Below are 20,934 nucleotides of genomic sequence, written 5' to 3' on the forward strand. Positions count from 1 at the left end.
CCGTTGTACACGTACACTATTACGTCTATGTGCAAGCGACGATGAATATGCTACCTTTCGCATTCGTTATAAAATTGACACAACGATAACCATGTAATCAAAAAAAATCTTCCTGAATGATCATTTCATTCAAGAAGATTTCTTCCGTGCGGATTCTATTTATTTCGTTGAAAGAGAAGCAAACACTCGGTTAGCAGCAGCAATTGTTTCCTCTATATCTTCATCAGAGTGGGTAGTGGAAAGGAACAATCCTTCAAATTGTGACGGAGCGATAGAGATTCCTTCTGCAAGCATGCCTCTGAAATATTGAGCAAACAAGTCTAAGTCTGACGTTTTTGCTTGATCAAAATTGGTCACTTTCTCATTCGTAAAGAACAAACCAATCATTGAACCAGCACGATTAATCGTATGAGGGATGCCATGAGCTGTTGCTGCTTCTGCAAGCCCTTGCTCTAGACGCTCCCCTTGTCGACGGAACGTATCGTAATCCTCTCTTGTCAGCTGTGACAACGTATAGTACCCTGCTGTCATAGCTAGTGGGTTTCCAGATAGGGTTCCAGCTTGATAAATTGGACCACTTGGAGCAATTTGTTCCATTATTTCACGCTTCCCACCAAAGGCACCGACAGGAAGTCCTCCGCCAATCACTTTTCCAAGACACGTTAAGTCAGGTGTCACACCTAATTCGCCTTGAGCGCACTCATAGCCTACGCGGAAACCAGTCATCACTTCATCAAAAATGAGCACGGTGCCGTTAGCCGTTGTCCATTCTCTAAGCGACTCTAAAAATCCAGGTTCAGGAGGCACAACACCCATATTACCAGCAACAGGTTCAATAATGACAGCGGCTAAATCATCTCCATAGTGATCAAAAACATACTTCACACTATCTAAGTCATTGTAATGCACCGTTAACGTATTTTTTGCAACAGATTCTGGCACCCCTGGACTATCAGGTAGACCTAAAGTCGCAACACCGGACCCTGCTTTAATTAGTAAGGAGTCGCCGTGTCCGTGGTAGCAGCCAACAAATTTTAAGATTTTATTGCGCCCTGTATAGCCTCTAGCTAAACGTAAGGCACTCATTGTTGCTTCCGTACCAGAGTTCACCATTCGCACAACTTCAATTGAAGGGACACGCTCAATGACTAATTCAGCAAGCTTTGTTTCCAGTTCATGAGGAGCACCAAAACTTGTACCAAGCTCTGTCGCTTTTTTTAATTCTTCTACAACAATATCGTCCGCATGACCGCGAATTAACGGCCCCCATGATAGAACATAATCAATGTACTGGTTATCATCTAAATCCGTTATTTTTGACCCTTTTCCTTGTTTCATATAAACCGGGTTCATGTTAACCGATTTAAATGCACGCACTGGACTATTTACTCCACCTGGCATAAGCGGTTTTGCTTGTTCAAACGCTTGCTTTGATTTCTCATAGTTGGCCATTGTTTCAATTCCCTCCTAATTCTTGTCTTGTAGCCATTTAGCGGCGTCTTTTGCAAAATACGTTAAAATAAGTGAAGCACCTGCTCGCTTCATGCTCAATAACTTCTCAAGTACGATTGCTTTTTCATTAACCCAACCATTTTGTGCAGCTGCTTTCACCATCGCATACTCACCACTAACGTTATAAGCGACAATTGGCACGTTTGTCCGTTCTTTCACATCTCGAACAATATCCAAATAAGACAATGCCGGTTTAACGATTAGGAAATCTGCTCCTTCTTCGAGGTCAGATGTAGCTTCTCGTATTGCTTCCTCTCGATTGGCAGGATCCATTTGATACGTTTTTCGGTCACCAAAAGCCGGTGCGCTATTCGCGGCATCACGAAATGGTCCGTAAAAAGCAGATGCGTATTTCACTGCATAAGACATAATCGGTATATCAACATATCCCGCCTCATCTAAGCCATTTCGAATCGCTGCCACAAAGCCATCCATCATATTTGAAGGGGCAATAATATCTGCTCCTGCTTCAGCTTGAGAAACGGCAGTCTGAACTAAAAGCTCCAGACTCTCATCGTTTACAACATCTCCATCGCGAATAATGCCACAATGACCGTGGTCTGTAAATTCACATAAGCATGTATCCGCAATCACTAACATGTCAGGAAAGGCTTCTTTTATTTGTTTAGTGGCTCGTTGAATGACACCATGGCTAGCAAATGCCTCTGAACCAATTTCGTCTTTATGATGCGGCAAACCAAACAGAATAATGGCATGAATGCCTAGCTTTTGTACTTCTTCAATTTCTTCATTCAATCGATCTAATGAATATTGATAGACTCCTGGCATGGACGAGACTTCATTTTTTTGATTTTCCTCTTCAGTAACGAACAGAGGATAAATAAAATCATTAGGTGATAGCGTCGTTTCTCGGACCATCGCCCGCATTCCACTCGTTTTACGTAACCTTCTATGACGATTAAATGTTGCGTTCATCAGTTTGTTCCTCCTTCATCATAATCGCATGAAATAATCCCTCAGCTGAATAAGACTGAGCGGTTATCGTTGGTGTTAACCCTAGCTGGTCAGCTCTGCTCCTTGTTTTCGGACCGATACAGGCAAATGTTTTATACGATAAAGGGCACTCCTGTAGCACGTCATGAAAATGCGTTGCAGTCGAAGCGCTCGTTAATGTGACGTAATCAAACGTAATGTTCGGCAGACGTGCGGCTTGTTGATAGACTTGATGAGGCATAGCCGTATCGTATGTAACAAGTTCGTCTACATTTATATTGGCAGCAGTTAGCGTTTTTATCAGAACTTGTCCCGCTAGTTGACCTTTTATCACTAACACGCTATCACGTTGTGTTATATGATCTAATAAGGTTTGCGCCAACGATTCCGCTATTTGTACATTGGGAATCACCGCTACGTTTTGGTGAAAGCACTCAAGGATTTTCGCTGTCTTTTTTCCAACAGCCGCAATCTTTCCTCGGATTGGACCACCTTTATAATTAGAAAAAAATGAACGAACCCCGTTCGCACTTGTAAACACAAGCCAATCGTATTCTGAAATATGCGCGTAATTTTTTTCTAACGGTTCGCGATAAACAATGTTAATTAATGGTAAATAATGAGGGGTTCCGCCTGCTTCCGTAATTCTTTCCGCAAGCAGCTTTGCATCTTCTTTTTCCCGCGTAAGCAAAATATGTTTATTTTGCAACCGTTGCATCACTGGTCTAAATTCTCTCTCACTTTGTTTAAAATATCTTCCGCACCTTGAGCCGAAAGCAACTCAGCTAAGTCTCGTCCCATTTTTTCAGGATCACGACCTGTTAATGATTCTCTTAAAATGACTTTTCCATCAGGTGATCCCACTAACCCCGTTAACGAAATCTCACCATCTGTATCAACAGTTGCAAACCCTCCAATAGGCACTTGGCACCCACCATTTAGCTTATGTAAAAACGATCGTTCTGCTCTAACGGCTAAGGCTGTTTGTTGATGATTAATCTGACTAAGAAGGGCTTTCACTTCATCATCATCTTGTCTGCATTCTAGACCTAACGCACCTTGACCAATAGCTGGAATACAATCTTCTGCCGACAAGTACTCGGTTACAGTGCCTTGTTCATACCCTAAACGATTCAAACCAGCAGCGGCTAGTACAATGGCAGAGAAGGATTCTTCCTTTAATTTTCTTAATCTCGTTTCTACATTGCCACGAATCCACTGGACCTTTAAATGAGGATACATGTGTAAAATTTGGGCAGATCTTCTTAAACTGCTCGTCCCAATGATTGCGCCTTCTGGCAGTTCGTGAAGAGGAACATGGTTTTCACTAATAATGGCATCTCTCGGGTCTTCACGATCAGTAATGGCACTTAAATCAAATTCAGGCAAAATTTCCGATGGTACATCTTTCATAGAATGAACAGCCACGTCAATTTCTCCAGTGCGTAGAGCTTCTTCAATTTCTTTTACGAAAAGCCCCTTTCCACCAACTTTTGAAAGCGTCACATCTAAGATTCGATCACCCTTTGTCACAATTTCTTTAATTTCAAATTCAAATGGTGCGTTCATCTTTTTGAATTGATCAATGACCCAATTGGTTTGCGTCATGGCAAGATTACTTCTTCTTGTACCAAGTACAATTTTTCTCATACTTATCCTCCTAAAACAGCTGTCGTTCGTTTATGTATTGTACAAATGATCCGTGTATCGTTATGTATTTACTTGTTTCACGTCAAAGGGAATGAAAAAAGCGCTACAACGACGTTCTCCTCAACACGTGTTCACGCATTTGCGAGAACCGATGTTTTCATTAAAAAAGAAATTAGACAGCTATCTTACGCTCAAGATGTCCACCTGCTTCCTTTCTCTTAAGGTCGCCGACTGATGCGCTTTTTTCTTATGCTTGCTGCTCGTACAATTTACATTTAGTGTGAAATGGCTTTCTTAAGACTTAAGAGACAATCTCTTGTCATCACCTTTTATCAATTATTCCCGCTAACCAACTGGTTGTAAACATCATTTAGAAAGGTTTATGAACGAAGTGCAATACTTTCATCTAATTCGGTGAATGATCCACTTTCCTGTCTCCATAATGCTTTCATTTCGCTTTGTCGTTCACGATCTTTTTGTTCTTCCAAAGATTCTTCAAGCGCAAAAATATCAGTAAACAACTGTAAAGAAGTCTGTGCGTCTGGTTCAGCAGCAAGTTCTTTTACTTTTGTTAACGGATCACGAAGCAATTGATTCACAATACTTTTTGTATGCTTGCGCAACACTTTTAACTCTCGTTCAGTTAAATGAGGTAGTTTACGCTCAATACTTGACATTGTATCCCCTTGAATTTGCAATGCTTTCCCTCGTAAAGCTGTAATAATAGGAACGACACCAAGTGTATTTACCCACGTATTATACTCCACAATTTCTTCTTCAATCATAAGAGAAATCTTTTCTGCTTCTTTCTCACGCTCTTGTTTATTTGATTCGACAATATGCTGCAAGTGATCAATATCATAAATATGAACATTTTCCCATTCATTTAAAACAGGGTCGACATCACGAGGAACAGCAATATCAATGATAAATAAAGGTCGATCTTCTCGTTCCTGTAGCGCATCTGACGTATTGTCTTGGGTAAGCACAAATTCCCTTGCACCTGTGGAACTAATCACCACATCTGCTTGCTTTAATTGTTCAGTTAAATATTGAAAGGAGACAGCTTCTCCATTAAACTGATCCGCAAGCGCTTCCGCTTTATCGAGACTACGGTTCATCACAACGATGGAAGCGGCTCCATTCGCATGTATATGCTTCGCGGTTAGCTCACTCATTTCACCTGCGCCAACAATGAGTACACGCTTTCCTTCAAAGCTTCCAAAGATTTTCTTCCCAAGCTCCACACCGGCATAGCTAACTGAAACGGCTTGAGAAGAGATCGCCGTCGTACTATGAGCTCGTTTACCGAGTGTAATGGCTTGTTTAAATAATTGATTAAACACCGTTCCCGTCACTTGCAAAGACTGAGCAAGTTGAAACGCTTGTTTGGCTTGACCTAAAATTTGCGTTTCGCCAATAACCATTGAATCAAGACCACACGCTACTCGAAAAAGATGTTCAACCGCATGATCATTTTCTTTTATCGTCAAGTATGACGTTAATTCATCTTTATTAATGGAGAACCAGTTTGCTAAAAAAGTTTTTGTGAAGTGCCTTCCGGTATGAATTTGATCTGCAACAACATAAAGCTCTGTGCGATTACACGTTGAAAGAATCACACATTCCATAATACTTTTCGCTGAACGCAACTGGGCAAGTGCCGCTGGCAATTGCTCTTCATCAAAAGCTAGTTTCTCGCGAATTTCCACCGGGGCAGACTTATAATTCACTCCTACGACAATCGTATGCATTTAAAAAGCCCCCTAAAGCTGTACGTTTCCAATCTCTTTCTTCTAATTTATCCAATTCTCATTATATCATGCCTAAATTATAACATGTCTAAATAAGGACTCAAAATTTTTTTGTGAACAATCAGAGACAATCAAGACAAGTAAAAAAATAAGCAGTGCATACACTACTTATTTTTTGGCTAACTGTAAATGAGATTGGATCGTTTTCCAAGCTTCCTCTTTTCCGTAGCCACTCTCTGATGAAAATAAAAGCAGCGGATCATCCGGGTCACGATCAAGTTCTTTGCTTATAATACTTAAGTGCTTTTGCCATTTAGATTTTGAGATTTTATCTGCTTTTGTGGCGACAAGAATAATAGGAATCTCAAAATGCTTCATCCAATTATACATAAGCTTATCGTCTTCAGACGGCTTATGACGAGCATCTACTAATTGTAAAACCGCTTTAAGCTCTTCTCTTTCAGACAAATACGTTTCAATCATTCGTCCCCACGCGGCACGTTCTGATTTTGATACTTTTGCATATCCGTAACCGGGAACATCAACGAAATACAGCATTTCATTAATTTCATAGAAATTAAGTGTTTGGGTTTTACCAGGTTGACCAGACGTTCTGGCCAACCCTTTTCGATTAAGCATTTTATTAATAAACGAAGACTTCCCAACGTTAGATCGACCTGCTAGCGCAAGTTCTGGTAAACGCGTTACTGGATATTGTTCCGGTTTGACTGCTACATGTTCTAGTTCAGCTTTTGTGACTTTCATTTTTATTCTTCACTCTCATTCAATGCGACTTCCAACACTTGATCCAAGTGTTCAACTAATACAATCGTTAGCTCTTTCCGAACGCTATCAGGAATATCGTCAATGTCTTTTTCGTTATCTTTCGGAATAATAATGGTCGTTAACCCTGCGCGATGGGCACTCATTGCTTTTTCTTTTAGCCCACCAATTGGTAAGACCCTACCTCTTAGCGTAATTTCGCCTGTCATTCCGACCTCACGTTTCACTTTTCGACCAGTTAAGGCAGAAACCAACGCTGTCGCCATCGTAATACCTGCTGATGGTCCGTCTTTTGGCGTAGCCCCTTCTGGAACGTGAATATGAATATCGGTCTTATCATTAAAGTCTGCCTCAATGGACAATTCTTCTGAACGGGAACGAATGTAGCTAAACGCCGCTTGAGCAGACTCTTTCATCACGTCACCAAGTTTTCCCGTTAACGTTAACTTCCCTTTTCCTTTAACGGCAGAAACCTCAATCGCGAGTGTTGTACCTCCAGCAGCTGTATAAGCTAACCCTGTCGCAGCACCGATCTGATCCTCTTGTTCTGCCATGCCGTAGCGGAACCTTGGCTTCCCGAGCATCTCTTCTACGAGCTTTTCCGTAACCGTTACGCGTTTACGTTCTTCCATCACAACCATTTTTGCCGCTTTTCGACACGCTGTCGCTAACTGGCGTTCAAGATTTCGGACACCTGCTTCACGCGTATAATACCGAATGATGTTTGTCAGAGCTTCGTCTTTTACTGGCATTTGCGCTTTTGTTAAACCATGCTCTTTAATTTGTTTTGGTAGTAAATAGTTACGTGCAATTTGCTTTTTCTCAAGCTCCGTATAACCAGGAATCGAAATGATCTCCATTCGGTCCAATAACGGCGCAGGAATCGTACCAATATTGTTTGCTGTTGTGACAAACATGACGTTGGATAGATCATACGCTTCTTCTAAATAATGATCACTAAATGTATTGTTTTGTTCCGGGTCCAATACTTCAAGTAATGCTGATGCTGGATCTCCTCTAAAATCATTTGCCATTTTATCGATTTCATCTAAAAGGAATACTGGATTTACCGTTTCCGCACGCTTCATTCCTTGAATGAGACGACCTGGCATTGCTCCGACATACGTTCGACGATGACCTCGAATCTCTGCTTCATCACGAACGCCCCCTAAAGACATCCGTACAAATTTACGATTTAACGAACGCGCGATCGAGCGAGCCAACGACGTTTTTCCGACGCCTGGAGGTCCTGCAAGACAAAGTATGGGTCCTTTCATCGAATTCGTAAGTTTTCGAACAGCTAAATATTCAAGCACACGCTCTTTTACTTTTTCTAATCCATAGTGATCTTCATCAAGAATTTTGCCTGCTTTTTTCACATCAAGCTGATCTTCTGTTTGAGTAGTCCATGGAAGCTGAATCAGCCAGTCTAAATACGTTCGCAAAATGGAACTCTCACCTGCGTTTGCAGGCATTTTCTCGTAACGACTTAACTCTTTTAATGCTTTTTCATATACGTGTTCAGGCATTCCCGCAGCTTCAATTTTTTCTTTTAACTCTGCGATTTCTCCTGTTTTTCCTTCACGATCACCAAGCTCTTTTTGAATGGCTTTCATTTGCTCGCGCAAATAGTACTCTTTTTGCGTCTTTTCCATGGATTTCTTCACGCGCTGGCCGATTTTTTTCTCTAACCCTAACACTTCTTGTTCATTACCAAGATATTCGATTAGCTTTTGTAGTCGTTCTTTTACATCAATCAACTCAAGCAACGTTTGTTTTTGTGCTAATTTTAACGTTAAATTTGCAGAGATTAAATCAGCAAATTTCTCCGGAGCTGTTGTTTCTTTTAATGTTGCTAATGTCTCTTGAGAAGCACGCTTTGACTGCTTCGAGAATTGATCATACATGGAAAGCAACGTTCGCATTAACGCTTCTGTTTCAGAATCTGCTTTTGCATCCTCATCGAACAATGTAACATCTGCAACTAACACATCTCCATGGTCATTAAATGTGACAAGCTCAGCACGCTGCAAACCTTCAACTTGAACACGAACTGTTCCGTTCGCAAGCTTCGTAGACTGTACAATTTTCGCAAACGTTCCTACTCTATATAAATCTTCTTCCGTTGGATCTTCTTTTGTCGTTTGTTTTTGTGTTGCTAAAAATAAATATTGATCGTTTTGTTTAGCTTCTTCTAATGCTTTAACCGATTTTTCACGACCTACGTCTAAGTGCATAATTGCCCCTGGGAAGATTAATACACCACGCAAAGGAAGGAGCGGAACTCGGCGTTCTTGTAATTGGTCAACCATCCGCATGACACCTCCGCCTTTATCTTTATAAAAATTTCATTATGTCTAATCATCTTATTTCTATGCTGGAAATTAAAAACGATGATATACACAATGGATAAAGCGCCAATCTTAGTAGAGTGACGCTTCAATCATCCATTTTCGTTTTGTTAACCATCTACTCATTTTAGCTTACGAAGGGCTTTGTTGTCCATTAATTAGATTGGAACAATTCCTCCTGTTGAGAAGGCTTGTGCAGGAATGACATTTTCATCTTCTTCCTCCTTACAAAAAGCTAAATCAAAGACTTCATCTAATGTTGTTACTGCAATCACTTCGATTCCATCAATTTTCTTTAAAATCGCTTGTTCATTTTCTTTTGGGATGATGACGGTTTTCGCACCAGCCATTTTTGCGGCTTTTACTTTTGCAATCACACCACCAATTGGCTTTACTTTTGCATGAATACTTAACTCACCTGTCATGGCGACTTCATTTGAGACAGGCACTTGTTCAATCCCTGAATAAATTCCTGTCGCAATTGCTATACCAGCTGAAGGTCCATCTACAGGTGTTCCACCAGGAAAATTAACATGAATATCATAATCGTTTGTTGGTACACCTTTCCGTTTTAAAACGGAAATAACGTTTTCAACCGAAGAACGAGCCATACTTTTTCGCTTAATAGAGCGAACTTGTGAACCTGACTGTTCTTCTTCTGCGATCCCAGTTATCGTCAACTTCCCATGACCAACGTTTTCGTGAACGAGTACTTCAATCTCAAGTAGAGCACCACTAGTTGGACCGGTAACTGCTAAACCATTCACTAAACCAATTGCAGGTTGTTCATGAATTTGGCGTTCAGGTCTCGGTGCCATTTGACTTGAATGCGCGACCCATTCTATATCTTGCAGTTGAACTTCTTGACGTCCATCTGCACGAGCTGCTCCAACGGCAATTTGTAGCATATTAACGGTTTCACGACCATTCGTTGCATAAGATGCGATTTTCTTTGAAGCTTCAGTAGTGAGCGTCATCGCTGCTTTTTCAGCCGCACGCTGAGCAATCTCTTCAATTTCAGACGGATCTAATCCTCTAAAAAACACTTCCAAACAACGAGAACGAATAGCGGGTGGCATTTCTTCTGGTTGTCTCGTCGTAGCAGCTATTAGTCGAAAATCTGCTGGTAAGCCTCGTCTAAAAATATCATGAATGTGAGAAGGGATTTGTTCATTTTCTGAACTATAATACGCACTCTCTAAAAAAACTTTTCGATCCTCTAGCACTTTTAATAATTTATTCTGTTGAATGGTGTGTAATTCACCAATTTCATCAATAAATAAAATTCCACCATGTGCCTTCGTCACAGCTCCAGGCTTAGGTTGGGGAACGCCCGCTTGGCCCATCGCGCCAGCTCCTTGATAAATTGGATCGTGTACAGAACCAATTAACGGATCCGCAATCCCTCTTTCATCGAATCGTGACGTAGCACCATCTACCTCTACAAAAACTGCTGTTGACTGAAATGGGGATTGGTCGCTTTTTTTTGCTTCATCAAGCACAAGTCGAGCAGCGGCTGTTTTCCCAACGCCGGGTGGACCGTAAATGATGACATGCTGTGGATTTGCACCGCATAATGCCATTCTTAATGTTTTTAGTCCATCTTCTTGTCCAACAACTTCTGATAGCGATTTCGGGCGCACTTTTTCTGCTAATGGTTCCGATAATCGTATTGCTCGCAATTTTTTCATTTTATCTAATTCGATTTTAGATTCCTTATCAATATACGTTTTTTGACTGCGCTGGTTTTTTAGTAAGTTCCAAAAATAAACTCCGATGATAATCCCAAAAAATAATTGGACAAATAATGCAATCGTTGTAAAGCCCATTTGTATGCCTCCTAATTGTTATGTTGTCGTTAGTATGACCTTGAGGCAAGCCATTAGTCTTAAACATCGAAGCGCATTATTTCCAATTCTAAACACGATGCAAAAAAACCACGTTAGCTCAACGCCAACGTGGTCTCTCTTACGCACTTTCTTTCGGTTTATTTAAAGACAGCTCTGTTCCATCTGCTGATTTAATAATTGGCGCTGCACCATCGGTAATACAGTCTTCATGAATGATACACTTCACAGCATCTTCTCTGGAAGGAAGATCAAACATTACATCAAGCATAATGCTTTCGATGATGGAACGAAGTCCACGAGCACCTGTTTTACGTTCAATTGCTTTTTTCGCAATTTCTTTCAATGCTTCTTCTGTAAACTCTAGTTCAACTTCATCTAACTCAAGTAGTTTTTGATATTGTTTAACGAGCGCATTTTTAGGCTGCGTTAAAATCTCAACGAGCGCATCCGTATCAAGAGGAGCAAGACTTGAAATAATCGGAAGACGTCCAATAAACTCTGGAATTAAACCAAACTTGAGAAGATCTTCTGGAAGCACTTTTGACAAGTACTCGCCTGGTTTTAGCTCTTCCTGTTTTGAATCATCTGAGCCAAAGCCAATGATTTTCTTGCCTAGACGGCTTTTAATGATTTGTTCAATTCCATCAAACGCTCCTCCGCAAATAAACAGGACGTTCGTTGTATCAATTTGAATAAATTCTTGATGAGGATGCTTTCTTCCACCTTGTGGCGGTACACTCGCTGTCGTTCCTTCAAGAATTTTTAATAATGCTTGCTGAACACCTTCACCAGAAACATCTCGTGTAATAGATGGGTTTTCGGATTTACGGGCAACTTTATCGATTTCATCAATGTAAATAATACCTTTTTCCGCTTTTTCCACATCATAGTCAGCCGCTTGAATTAGTTTGAGTAAAATGTTTTCAACATCTTCACCTACATAACCAGCTTCTGTTAATGAAGTCGCATCAGCAATGGCAAACGGTACATTTAGAATTCGAGCAAGCGTTTGTGCAAGTAATGTTTTTCCGCTTCCTGTTGGTCCAATGAGCGTGATATTACTTTTCGCCAGTTCTACATCTTCAGAACGAGCCATTGAATTTATGCGCTTATAGTGATTGTATACTGCAACGGCTAATGATTTCTTTGCATCACGCTGACCAATAACGTAATCATCAAGAATGACACAGATTTCACTCGGCTTCGGAATTTCTTCTAACTCTACTTCATCTTCCGTTCCAAGCTCTTCCTCCACAATCTCTGTACAAAGCTCAATACACTCATCACATATATAGACGCCAGGTCCAGCTACTAGCTTTCTCACTTGATCTTGTGTTTTTCCGCAAAAAGAACATTTCAACTGTCCTTTTTCTTCGTTAAATTTAAACATAACCTCACCCCTTACAGGATTTCTTTTTTCGATTTGAATACAAATAAACTGTAATGTCAAATCATTTTAGCATAGACTAATTCAACAAACTAGAAATATGCATTTTATGTACGAGTTCAAGCAGATTGCTATTCCTCTACCCTCTCTGAGTACAATTCAAGCTTAAATCAGAAAATCCTTTTTTTAAGCTACTATCATTTTGTTCAATTTAAAGGGCAATCATACTAAGCATATGAATATAGGAATGCTTTCATGCAGGATAACGCTTGATAATTGAAAAAGGTACGGGAGTTAGCCCGCACCTTTGACATTAAGCTGTCGCTTCTTTGCTGTGATCCACTAATACGTCAATTGCTTTACGCATTTTAAGATCACCTTTCACTGTATCAAGACCACCTTGTGCAGATAGCAATGCTTTAATTTCATCAGCTGAACGTTGATACATATCAGCCATTTTTTGAATTTCTTCTTCCACTTCTTCATCGGATACTTGAACGTCTTCCTGTTCAGAGATCGCTTCAAGCGTTAAGTTTACACGTACACGCTTTTCTCCATCTTCTTTGAACTGGCTACGCATATCTTCTTCTGTTTGACCAGAGAACTGGAAGTACATCTCTAAATTCATACCTTGAGCTTGAAGACGTTGTCCAAACTCTTGTAGCATACGATCAACTTCAGAGTTAACCATCGCTTCTGGTACAGTAATGTCAGCTTGATCAGCAGCTTTTTCTAGAAGGGCATCACGTACCGCATTTTCTGAATCAGTCTTTCTTTGGTCTTCAAGCGTCTTACGTAATTCCGTTTTAAGCTCGTCCAGTGATTCAACATTTTCATTAGCATCTTTCGCAAATTCATCATCAAGCTCAGGAAGCTCTTTACGCTTAACATCATGAATTTTCACTTTAAACGTTGCTGGCTTACCAGCTAAGTCTTCTGCGTGGTACTCTTCAGGGAACGTTACTTCTACATCTTTTTCGTCGCCTGTTTTAAGACCAACAAGTTGTTCCTCGAAACCAGGGATAAACGAATTAGAACCAATTTCTAGTGAATAGTTCTCTGCCGTTCCGCCTTCAAATGCTTCCCCGTTCGCGAAGCCTTCGAAATCTAGAACAGCTGTATCGCCGTCTTGGATTTCTCCATCTTCAACAACCACAAGCTCAGCGTGACGTTCTTGAAGTTTTGTTACTTCTTCTTCAACGTCTTCGTCTGTCACTTCTGTACTTGGAACATCTACTTCTAGTCCTTTGTAGTCACCAAGTTTCACTTCTGGTTTAACCGTTACTGTCGCTTTAAATATCGCTTTTTCGTTTTTGCCAATTGATTCAATGTCCACTTCTGGACGATCAACCGGGAAGATTCCTGTTTCTTCTACAGCATTTGAATATGCTTCTGGAAGCATAAGGTCAATGGCATCTTGGTATAAAGACTCAACACCAAATTGCTTTTCAAAAAGACTTCTAGGCATTTTCCCTTTACGAAACCCAGGTACATTCACTTTCTGTACAACTTTTTTAAAAGCTTTATCTAAAGCGTCGTTGACTTTATCTGCTTCAACTTCAAACGTTAAGACGCCTGTATTTTGTTCTGTTTTTTCCCAATTTGCAGACATAATATTTCCCTCCAACATGTAATTTCTACACTACTTTATCACGTTTTTGACAACCATTCCATTATAACATATCGATTTAATCTTTCAATGTCTTCCTCTTGCTTAAATTAACTGAAGCGACGTTCCGAAATGTGGTGCAAATGATAGTCTTTCATTATGTATGAAACCAGTCGTTTTGATTTTGTGCTTCAATTAAAATATCTTGTTCAAGTGCTTCAATTTCATTTGATGCAGACAGGACATCAAAACGTTCACAGCCGTAGCAATGCACCATATCTGATTCATCCGTATCTAACCCTAATTGTTCGGCCGCAACAAGATGAAACGCACATGCCCACGCTTTAGGATTTTCAGGGTTGAGTTCAAATGGGTACGTCATTAATAAGTATGAATGGTGAAGCTGCTTTGCCATATGTAATAATGTTGGGTCATCTTGCTCTAGTTGCCCTTCAAGTGCTGCTCGAATAGCTTGATCTACCTGTCGTTCTCCAGGCTCCTCTAGTTCACTTGGTGTAACAATAATCGCTTGATCTTCTCGTTCGTACGTCAGTGGCTTGGAATCGCCCCACTCGTGCAAAAGTTGAAGTGCGTATGTACGCATAAGTGGATTTGTTTGCTTATTTTCCACAAATTTACGGATTTCGCTCTGTAGCGAAGTTAAGCCTAATTTTCGCACACTTTGCAATGCATTCCATTTTGCTGGCTCATTTGCAGCTTGAAGTCCCGCTTTGAGTTCCATCATTGTCTCTTCTTGATTTTCGTCCGTTAACACTTTTGTGTCGTAGTTTTTCGATTCACTCATCTGTCTACTAAAATGCAGAAGTTCATAAAACGTTTCTGCGTCTTTAGCCGGTATTTTATCTTCACTTAATACAGCCTCTAGCAAATGAACAACGTGATCATAGCGTGAAAGTTGAACAAGCAAAGAAACATGCACCTGCAAAATCTCGAAATAATTTCCAATTCCTTCATTCAACAACACTTCTGTCTCTTGTACGGCCTCTTGCTGTCGTTCCAACTCTATTAGACTTAATACAATGCCAAATCGTGCTTGCGGATCTGTATCGTCATGAGAAGCAGCTTCTTTAAACAACTGATAGGCTTTTGTTGCCTGTTTTTGTTTAAGCTCATTCATTCCTTCTTCTACTAATCGCTTCACTAAACCAGGAAATAAAATGACATTATTCTTTTTGTGCTTATCCTGTTCCAATTTTATCGCCTGCTTTCCTTATCCCTTACTTTAACACGTACGTTTTCCTTATCCAAAGGTCTCCATGTTTTTATTCGTTATTCCTTCCCTAATCCCTTTCTTTCAAAACCTAAGAAAACTCCTTAGTTTAACACTAAGGAGTAAGAGGTGCCGAAAATCGATATTCGCTACCCAAATCTAGTTGTCGTAGATCCCGCATATTTTCGTTCAAAAGCTGTGATTTCGTCTTCTTGTTTCAACGTTAAGTCAATCTCATCCCATCCATTTATCAGCATATTTTTCCAATGCTCATCAATGGTAAAGGAAGAAACCTCTTCTTCAAAAGTTACTTTTTGTTCTACTAAGTCAACGGCCAGTTGACCTTTATCTTGCTGGGCAATGTTCATCCAACGCTTCACTTCTTCGTTTGAAAGCCTAACAGGTAGAAGCCCATTTTTCATACAGTTATTATAGAAAATGTCCGCAAAACTTGGAGCAATGACAACTTTAAATCCATAATCATATAAAGCCCAAGGGGCGTGCTCTCGTGAAGAGCCACAGCCAAAGTTATCCCCACTTATTAAAATACTTGCTCCTTGGGCCTCAGGTTTGTTTAATTCAAAATCAGGATTTTCCACTCCCTCATCCTGATACCGCCAATCGTAAAATAAAAATTTGCCGAATCCTGTTCGTTCAATTCGTTTTAAAAATTGCTTCGGAATAATTTGGTCAGTGTCAACGTTCACGCGATCTAACACCGCTGCTTTCCCAATATGAAGGCGAATCGGGTTCATGTTACATCACTCCTTATGTCAAATGTGCGTACATCAACAAATTTCCCACTAACTGCTGCAGCTGCGGCCATTGGTGGACTGACAAGATGAGTCCGCGCACCCTTTCCTTGTCGACCTTCAAAATTCCGATTAGACGTCGACGCGCAACGTTCGCCTTCAGGTACTCGATCTGGGTTCATACTAAGGCACATGCTACAGCCGGAACTACGCCATTCAAAACCGGCTTCAATAAAGATTTGGTCTAAGCCTTCTTCTTCTGCTCTTCGCTTTACTTTTTCCGAGCCAGGAACCACAATTGCCGAAACGTCTCTGTGAACAAATCGCCCTTTTACAATTCGAGCTGCCGCTTCTAAATCACTGAAACGTGAATTCGTACATGAGCCAATAAACACATGCTGAATCGCTATCTCACTCAATGGTGTATTAGGCTCTAAATCCATATAAGCTAACGCTTGAGTAATGGCTCGTTGTTCCGTTTCATTTACAGCCATACTTGGATCTGGAACAGCTGCTGAAATCGGAAGCCCTTGGCCAGGGTTGGTTCCCCATGTAACCATTGGCTCTATTTCACTTGCATCTATTGTAACAGAGTGATCATAGGTGGCATCTTGATCGGTTGCTAATGTTGACCAGTATTCAACGAGTTCTTCAAATTCTTTTCCATCAGGTACACGACTGCGCCCCCGCAAGTAATCAAACGTTACAACGTCTGGACTAATTAATCCTGCCTTTGCTCCAGCCTCAATAGACATATTGCAAATCGTCATTCGTTCTTCCATTGTCATCCCGCGTATCGCTTCTCCTGTAAATTCAATGACTGAGCCAGTACCAACGTTCACGCCAAATTTTGAAATAATCGCCAGAATGACATCTTTTGCAGCAATTCCGGTACCTAATCGCCCAGTAATATGAACTTGTAACGTTTTAGGACGGGATTGCCAAACCGTTTGCGTCGCAAGTACATGCTCCACTTCACTCGTTCCAATTCCAAATGCCAGTGCTCCAAATGCACCGTGGGTCGACGTATGACTATCGCCACATACAATGACATGACCTGGTTGTGTAAGGCCAAGCTCTGGACCGATTACATGAACAATGCCATTATCCGGGTGCGCTAAATCGGCAATTTCTATTCCAAATTCCCGACAGTTGTCAGCTAATGTTTCCATTTGCAAGCGGGCAATTTGATCTTGAATGTCATAGCGGTTGAATGTTGGCACATTATGATCCATGGTCGCAAATGTTCTTTCCGGCCTGCGCACTTTTCGATTTGCAATTCTTAGACCTTCAAAGGCTTGCGGAGATGTTACTTCATGCACCATGTGTAGATCGACATAAAGCAAATCTGGCTTCTGCGCTTCGGAAACAATTGTATGTTTCTCCCATATCTTTTCTATAATCGTTTTTCCCATCTTCAAAGCCTCCTAAGAATGTATCGCAACGTTTATTTCGTTGATGACCGCAGCAGTCATCTCACTCGTTGAACAGGTGGTCGCTTGATTATGGGCTAAATCAGCTGTTCGATAGCCTTTATTTAATACGGTACGAATTGCCTGTTCCACACAATCTGCTTCTTCGGACATTTTAAAACTATAGCGTAACAGCATAGCTGTTGAGGAGATCGTCGCCAGCGGATTCGCTTCGTTCAGTCCAGCTAACTCAGGCGCTGACCCATGAACAGGTTCATACAGACCAAATGACGTTGAGTTTAAACTGGCAGATGGAAGCATCCCAAGCGATCCTGTAATCATAGAAGCTTCATCACTCAAAATGTCGCCAAATAAATTTTCAGTTACAAGCACATCAAACTGCTTCGGATTACGAATAAGCTGCATAGCTGCATTGTCGACGAGCATGTGCTCTAGGGTGACGTCTGGATATTGTTGCGCTATTTCCGTTGCACACTCTCTCCACATTCTACTTGACTCGAGGACATTCGCTTTGTCTACAGACGTTACATGACGCCCTCTTAATTGTGCGAATTGAAAAGCACGGTGCAGAATGCGTTCAATTTCTTCTTTTTTATATACGAGCGTATCAATCACGCCTTCTTCTCCATCAATTTGCCGGCGTTCACGAGGCGTTCCAAAATAAATACCGCCTGTCAATTCTCGGACAATGAGAACGTCTACTCCTTGGATGACATTTTTTTTAAGTGTAGATTCGTCTACTAGGGCATCCAGCACTTGAACAGGCCGTAAGTTTGCATAGAGGTTAAGGATTTGCCGAATAGCCAATAACCCTTTTTCAGGACGAAGGTGCGGAGGGTTTCCGTCCCATTTCGGCCCACCAACGGCACCAAGTAAACAAGCATCAGCATTTTTACACCGTTCAATTGTCTCTTCCGGGAGCGGTTCTCCTGTAGCATCAAGAGCCGCCCCTCCAATATGTGCTTCTTGAAATGTGAACTGGTGACCGAAGCGATTGGCAATAGCTTCAAGTACTTCCTTACCAGCCTTTACGATCTCTGGTCCGATTCCATCCCCAGCTAGTAGCGTAATTGTTTTATCCATCATTTCCCCCTAGCCTACTGTCGATGTCGATGGTTCTTGTAGTCGTTTTTCTTCTTGTAAAAATCGATTTACAGCATGAATGTACGCTTTTGCTGATGCTTCTAATACATCATTGGCGACACCTCGACCTGAATGAGATCGATCGTTTTTTGATAAATTAACGTGTACTTCAGCTAGCGCATCTTCTCCCTCAGTAATGGATTGAATCCGATAATCTCTAAGTCGATAGTGAAAATCGGTCAGTTTGGCTAGTGTATTGTAAATGGCTTCTACGCTGCCTGACCCTGTGCTCGCCTCTGTGTATTCCCTACCCTCTACGTGCTTTAATTTTATCGTTGCGGTTGGTGTTTGATTCGTGCCATAAGAAACCTGGAGCGCTTCAAGTTTGTACTCATGTTCTCGATCCTCATCGCCTTGATCAATCATCAACGCATATAAGTCATCTTCCGTAACCGTCTTCTTTTTATCAGCTAACGTTTTAAACCCGTTAAAAAGCGTCAGCAATTCTTCCGAAGACCCTTTAAATCCTAGCGCCTTCATTTTTTCTTGAAACGCGTGTCGTCCAGAATGTTTTCCGAGTGGATTTGAAGACGTTGCCCCTACTAATTCTGGCGTAATAATTTCATAGGTTTCTTTATGCTTCAGCATCCCGTCTTGGTGGATACCTGACTCGTGTGCAAACGCATTTGAACCAACAACCGCTTTATTTTTTGGAATAGGCATGGATGTGTAGCGACTCACTAGTGCACTTGTTCGCTTCAATTCATTTAGCTGGATGTTCGTTCCTGTTTCATAGTAATCAGAACGAATGTGTAACCCAACCGCAATCTCTTCAAGTGAAGCATTTCCTGCCCGTTCACCAATCCCATTTATGGTACATTCGACTTGTCGCGCCCCACCTTGAATAGCAGCTAACGAATTCGCCACACCCATACCTAGATCATCATGATTGTGGGTCGAAAGGATAGCTCGATCTATATTTGGCACAGTCCGGCTTATATATTCAAATAATTCGGATATTTCCTTTGGCATCGTATACCCAACTGTATCTGGTAGATTAATAACCGAGGCACCTGCATCAATCGTTGCTTCAATTATTTTTGCTAGAAACGCCCAGTCAGAACGACTTGCATCTTCTGCTGAAAATTGAACGTGTGGAAATCTTTTTGCTGCATACTTGACACTCCCTATCGCCTGTTCGATCACCTGATCTGGTGTTAGTTTAAGCTTGTATTTCATATGGATAGGAGAGGTCGCAAGAAACACATGAACTCTCGGTTCTGCACTTGCCTTTAGCGCTTCCCAGCATGCGTCAATGTCGCTTTGCTTTGAACGAGCTAATCCCGTGACGGAAGAGCCTTTTATTTGAGTGGCAATGTCTTTTACTGATTGAAAATCTCCTTTTGAGGAGGCTGGAAACCCAGCCTCAATTATATCTACTCCTAGGCGCTCTAACTGAAACGCAATGTCCAGCTTCTCTCTGTGATTAAGATTAATACCTGGAGATTGCTCTCCATCTCGCAAAGTCGTATCAAATATGTTAACTTTGCCCATGACCAACGGCTCCTTTTTTCGATTTAGATTGTTTTACAAATGGCATCATTTCTCGAAGCTCACGTCCTACCACTTCAAGAGGATGATTCGCTTCTGCTGCATTAATGGCGTTATACTCGGGACGATTTAGTTTGTTTTCCAAAATCCACCCCTTTGCAAACTTCCCTTTTTGAATATCCTCTAAGATTGCGCGCATTTCTTTCTTCGTTTCGTCGGTTACAATGCGTGGTCCTGCTTGGAAATCTCCCCACTGCGCTGTATCTGAAATGGAATAGCGCATATACTCTAGACCGCCTTCATACATCAAATCAACAATGAGCTTTAGTTCATGCAAACATTCAAAATAAGCGATTTCCGGCTGATACCCAGCCTCTACGAGGGTTTCAAACCCAGCTTTTACAAGTGCGGAAGTTCCGCCACAAAGGACCGCTTGCTCTCCGAATAAATCTGTTTCCGTTTCTTCTTTAAACGATGTCTCTAGCACACCAGCTCGAGCTGCACCAATTTGTTTCGCATAAGCAAGCGCAAGATCCTTTGCCTCTCCTGTTGCGTCTTGTTGAACAGCGATTAACGCTGGTACACCCGCTCCTTCTGTAAACGTTCGGCGGACTAGATGGCCAGGTCCTTTAGGGGCAACAAGAAATACATCTACATGGCTCGGAGGAACAATTTGATTGAAATGAATATTAAAACCATGGGCAAACACTAAGGCTTTACCTGCTGTTAACTCCTTTTCAATTGACGCTTTATAGACGTCTGGCTGCTGTTCATCTGGTAGAAGAACCATGATGACTTCCGCTTTCTCTGCCGCTTCTTGTACGGAATAGACGTTAAAACCATCTTCTTTTGCCTTCTCCCATGACTTCCCTTGACGGAGACCGACGATTACATCTACACCGGATTCTTTTAAGTTTTGCGCATGTGCATGCCCTTGAGACCCATACCCAATAACCGCAACCGTCTTTTCATTTAAAAATCCTTCATTTACGTCACCATTGTAATAAACTTTTGCCATAATAATCTCTCCCTTT

The 20,934-nt window shown here is 41.3% G+C and carries 16 protein-coding genes; all 16 read right to left on the minus strand.

Annotated features, from left to right (window positions below; genetic code table 11):
• Positions 1–159: 159 nt before the first annotated feature.
• On the minus strand, positions 160–1,452 hold the full coding sequence (gene hemL, locus ABC361_RS13520; RefSeq protein ID WP_413074447.1) for a glutamate-1-semialdehyde 2,1-aminomutase: 1,293 nt from the start codon (positions 1,450–1,452) through the stop codon (positions 160–162).
• Between the two features lie 15 nt (positions 1,453–1,467).
• Positions 1,468–2,448: a porphobilinogen synthase gene (hemB, locus tag ABC361_RS13525; RefSeq protein WP_413074448.1), complete on the minus strand. Its 981-nt coding sequence runs from the start codon at positions 2,446–2,448 to the stop codon at positions 1,468–1,470.
• Positions 2,432–3,184 carry a uroporphyrinogen-III synthase gene (locus tag ABC361_RS13530; RefSeq protein ID WP_413075776.1) on the minus strand — a complete coding sequence of 251 codons (753 nt, stop codon included), beginning with the start codon at positions 3,182–3,184 and terminating at the stop codon, positions 2,432–2,434. Before ABC361_RS13530 ends, hemB begins: the two co-directional genes overlap by 17 nt.
• Positions 3,184–4,116, minus strand: coding sequence for a hydroxymethylbilane synthase (hemC, locus tag ABC361_RS13535; protein WP_413074449.1), 933 nt, complete (start codon positions 4,114–4,116; stop codon positions 3,184–3,186). Before hemC ends, ABC361_RS13530 begins: the two co-directional genes overlap by 1 nt.
• 380 nt (positions 4,117–4,496) lie before the next feature.
• Complete coding sequence (gene hemA, locus ABC361_RS13540; protein ID WP_413074450.1) at positions 4,497–5,870, minus strand: glutamyl-tRNA reductase; 1,374 nt, start codon at positions 5,868–5,870, stop codon at positions 4,497–4,499.
• A gap of 168 nt (positions 5,871–6,038) precedes the next feature.
• Positions 6,039–6,635, minus strand: coding sequence for a ribosome biogenesis GTP-binding protein YihA/YsxC (gene yihA / locus ABC361_RS13545; RefSeq protein WP_413074451.1), 597 nt, complete (start codon positions 6,633–6,635; stop codon positions 6,039–6,041).
• Between the two features lie 2 nt (positions 6,636–6,637).
• Positions 6,638–8,965 carry an endopeptidase La gene (gene lon, locus ABC361_RS13550; RefSeq protein WP_413074452.1) on the minus strand — a complete coding sequence of 776 codons (2,328 nt, stop codon included), beginning with the start codon at positions 8,963–8,965 and terminating at the stop codon, positions 6,638–6,640.
• 197 nt (positions 8,966–9,162) lie between these two features.
• Positions 9,163–10,833, minus strand: coding sequence for an ATP-dependent protease LonB (gene lonB, locus ABC361_RS13555; RefSeq protein WP_413074453.1), 1,671 nt, complete (start codon positions 10,831–10,833; stop codon positions 9,163–9,165).
• Between the two features lie 139 nt (positions 10,834–10,972).
• The gene (gene clpX / locus ABC361_RS13560; RefSeq protein WP_413074454.1) at positions 10,973–12,244 is read right to left on the minus strand and encodes an ATP-dependent protease ATP-binding subunit ClpX; all 1,272 of its coding nucleotides are present in this window, start codon (positions 12,242–12,244) and stop codon (positions 10,973–10,975) included.
• A gap of 310 nt (positions 12,245–12,554) precedes the next feature.
• Positions 12,555–13,853, minus strand: a complete 1,299-nt coding sequence (gene tig, locus ABC361_RS13565) for a trigger factor (protein WP_413074455.1) — start codon at positions 13,851–13,853, stop codon at positions 12,555–12,557.
• A gap of 154 nt (positions 13,854–14,007) precedes the next feature.
• Complete coding sequence (locus ABC361_RS13570; RefSeq protein ID WP_413074456.1) at positions 14,008–15,063, minus strand: hypothetical protein; 1,056 nt, start codon at positions 15,061–15,063, stop codon at positions 14,008–14,010.
• A gap of 167 nt (positions 15,064–15,230) precedes the next feature.
• Positions 15,231–15,836: a 3-isopropylmalate dehydratase small subunit gene (gene leuD, locus ABC361_RS13575; RefSeq protein ID WP_413074457.1), complete on the minus strand. Its 606-nt coding sequence runs from the start codon at positions 15,834–15,836 to the stop codon at positions 15,231–15,233.
• Positions 15,833–17,248 (minus strand): 3-isopropylmalate dehydratase large subunit, encoded by a 1,416-nt coding sequence (gene leuC / locus ABC361_RS13580; RefSeq protein WP_413074458.1) that lies wholly within the window; start codon positions 17,246–17,248, stop codon positions 15,833–15,835. Before leuC ends, leuD begins: the two co-directional genes overlap by 4 nt.
• Positions 17,249–17,260: 12 nt before the next feature.
• Complete coding sequence (gene leuB / locus ABC361_RS13585; protein ID WP_413074459.1) at positions 17,261–18,349, minus strand: 3-isopropylmalate dehydrogenase; 1,089 nt, start codon at positions 18,347–18,349, stop codon at positions 17,261–17,263.
• Positions 18,350–18,358: 9 nt separating this feature from the next.
• Positions 18,359–19,903: a 2-isopropylmalate synthase gene (locus ABC361_RS13590; protein ID WP_413074460.1), complete on the minus strand. Its 1,545-nt coding sequence runs from the start codon at positions 19,901–19,903 to the stop codon at positions 18,359–18,361.
• A complete protein-coding gene (gene ilvC / locus ABC361_RS13595; protein WP_413074461.1) occupies positions 19,890–20,918 on the minus strand; it encodes a ketol-acid reductoisomerase in 1,029 nt (342 codons plus the stop codon). Before ilvC ends, ABC361_RS13590 begins: the two co-directional genes overlap by 14 nt.
• Between the last annotated feature and the right edge of the window lie 16 nt (positions 20,919–20,934).

The sequence above is a fragment of the Shouchella phoenicis genome (assembly GCF_047238345.1).
In the GTDB taxonomy this organism is placed as follows: domain Bacteria; phylum Bacillota; class Bacilli; order Bacillales; family Bacillaceae_D; genus Shouchella.

Excerpts from the sequence above, each read along its gene's own strand:
- hemL (WP_413074447.1), bottom strand. The coding sequence starts at position 1,452 with ATGGCCAACTATGAGAAATCAAAGCAAGCGTTTGAACAAGCAAAACCG.
- hemB (WP_413074448.1), bottom strand. The coding sequence starts at position 2,448 with ATGAACGCAACATTTAATCGTCATAGAAGGTTACGTAAAACGAGTGGA.
- ABC361_RS13530 (WP_413075776.1), bottom strand. The coding sequence starts at position 3,184 with ATGCAACGGTTGCAAAATAAACATATTTTGCTTACGCGGGAAAAAGAA.
- hemC (WP_413074449.1), bottom strand. The coding sequence starts at position 4,116 with ATGAGAAAAATTGTACTTGGTACAAGAAGAAGTAATCTTGCCATGACG.
- hemA (WP_413074450.1), bottom strand. The coding sequence starts at position 5,870 with ATGCATACGATTGTCGTAGGAGTGAATTATAAGTCTGCCCCGGTGGAA.
- yihA (WP_413074451.1), bottom strand. The coding sequence starts at position 6,635 with ATGAAAGTCACAAAAGCTGAACTAGAACATGTAGCAGTCAAACCGGAA.
- lon (WP_413074452.1), bottom strand. The coding sequence starts at position 8,965 with ATGGTTGACCAATTACAAGAACGCCGAGTTCCGCTCCTTCCTTTGCGT.
- lonB (WP_413074453.1), bottom strand. The coding sequence starts at position 10,833 with ATGGGCTTTACAACGATTGCATTATTTGTCCAATTATTTTTTGGGATT.
- clpX (WP_413074454.1), bottom strand. The coding sequence starts at position 12,244 with ATGTTTAAATTTAACGAAGAAAAAGGACAGTTGAAATGTTCTTTTTGC.
- tig (WP_413074455.1), bottom strand. The coding sequence starts at position 13,853 with ATGTCTGCAAATTGGGAAAAAACAGAACAAAATACAGGCGTCTTAACG.
- leuD (WP_413074457.1), bottom strand. The coding sequence starts at position 15,836 with ATGAACCCGATTCGCCTTCATATTGGGAAAGCAGCGGTGTTAGATCGC.
- leuC (WP_413074458.1), bottom strand. The coding sequence starts at position 17,248 with ATGGGAAAAACGATTATAGAAAAGATATGGGAGAAACATACAATTGTT.
- leuB (WP_413074459.1), bottom strand. The coding sequence starts at position 18,349 with ATGGATAAAACAATTACGCTACTAGCTGGGGATGGAATCGGACCAGAG.
- ABC361_RS13590 (WP_413074460.1), bottom strand. The coding sequence starts at position 19,903 with ATGGGCAAAGTTAACATATTTGATACGACTTTGCGAGATGGAGAGCAA.
- ilvC (WP_413074461.1), bottom strand. The coding sequence starts at position 20,918 with ATGGCAAAAGTTTATTACAATGGTGACGTAAATGAAGGATTTTTAAAT.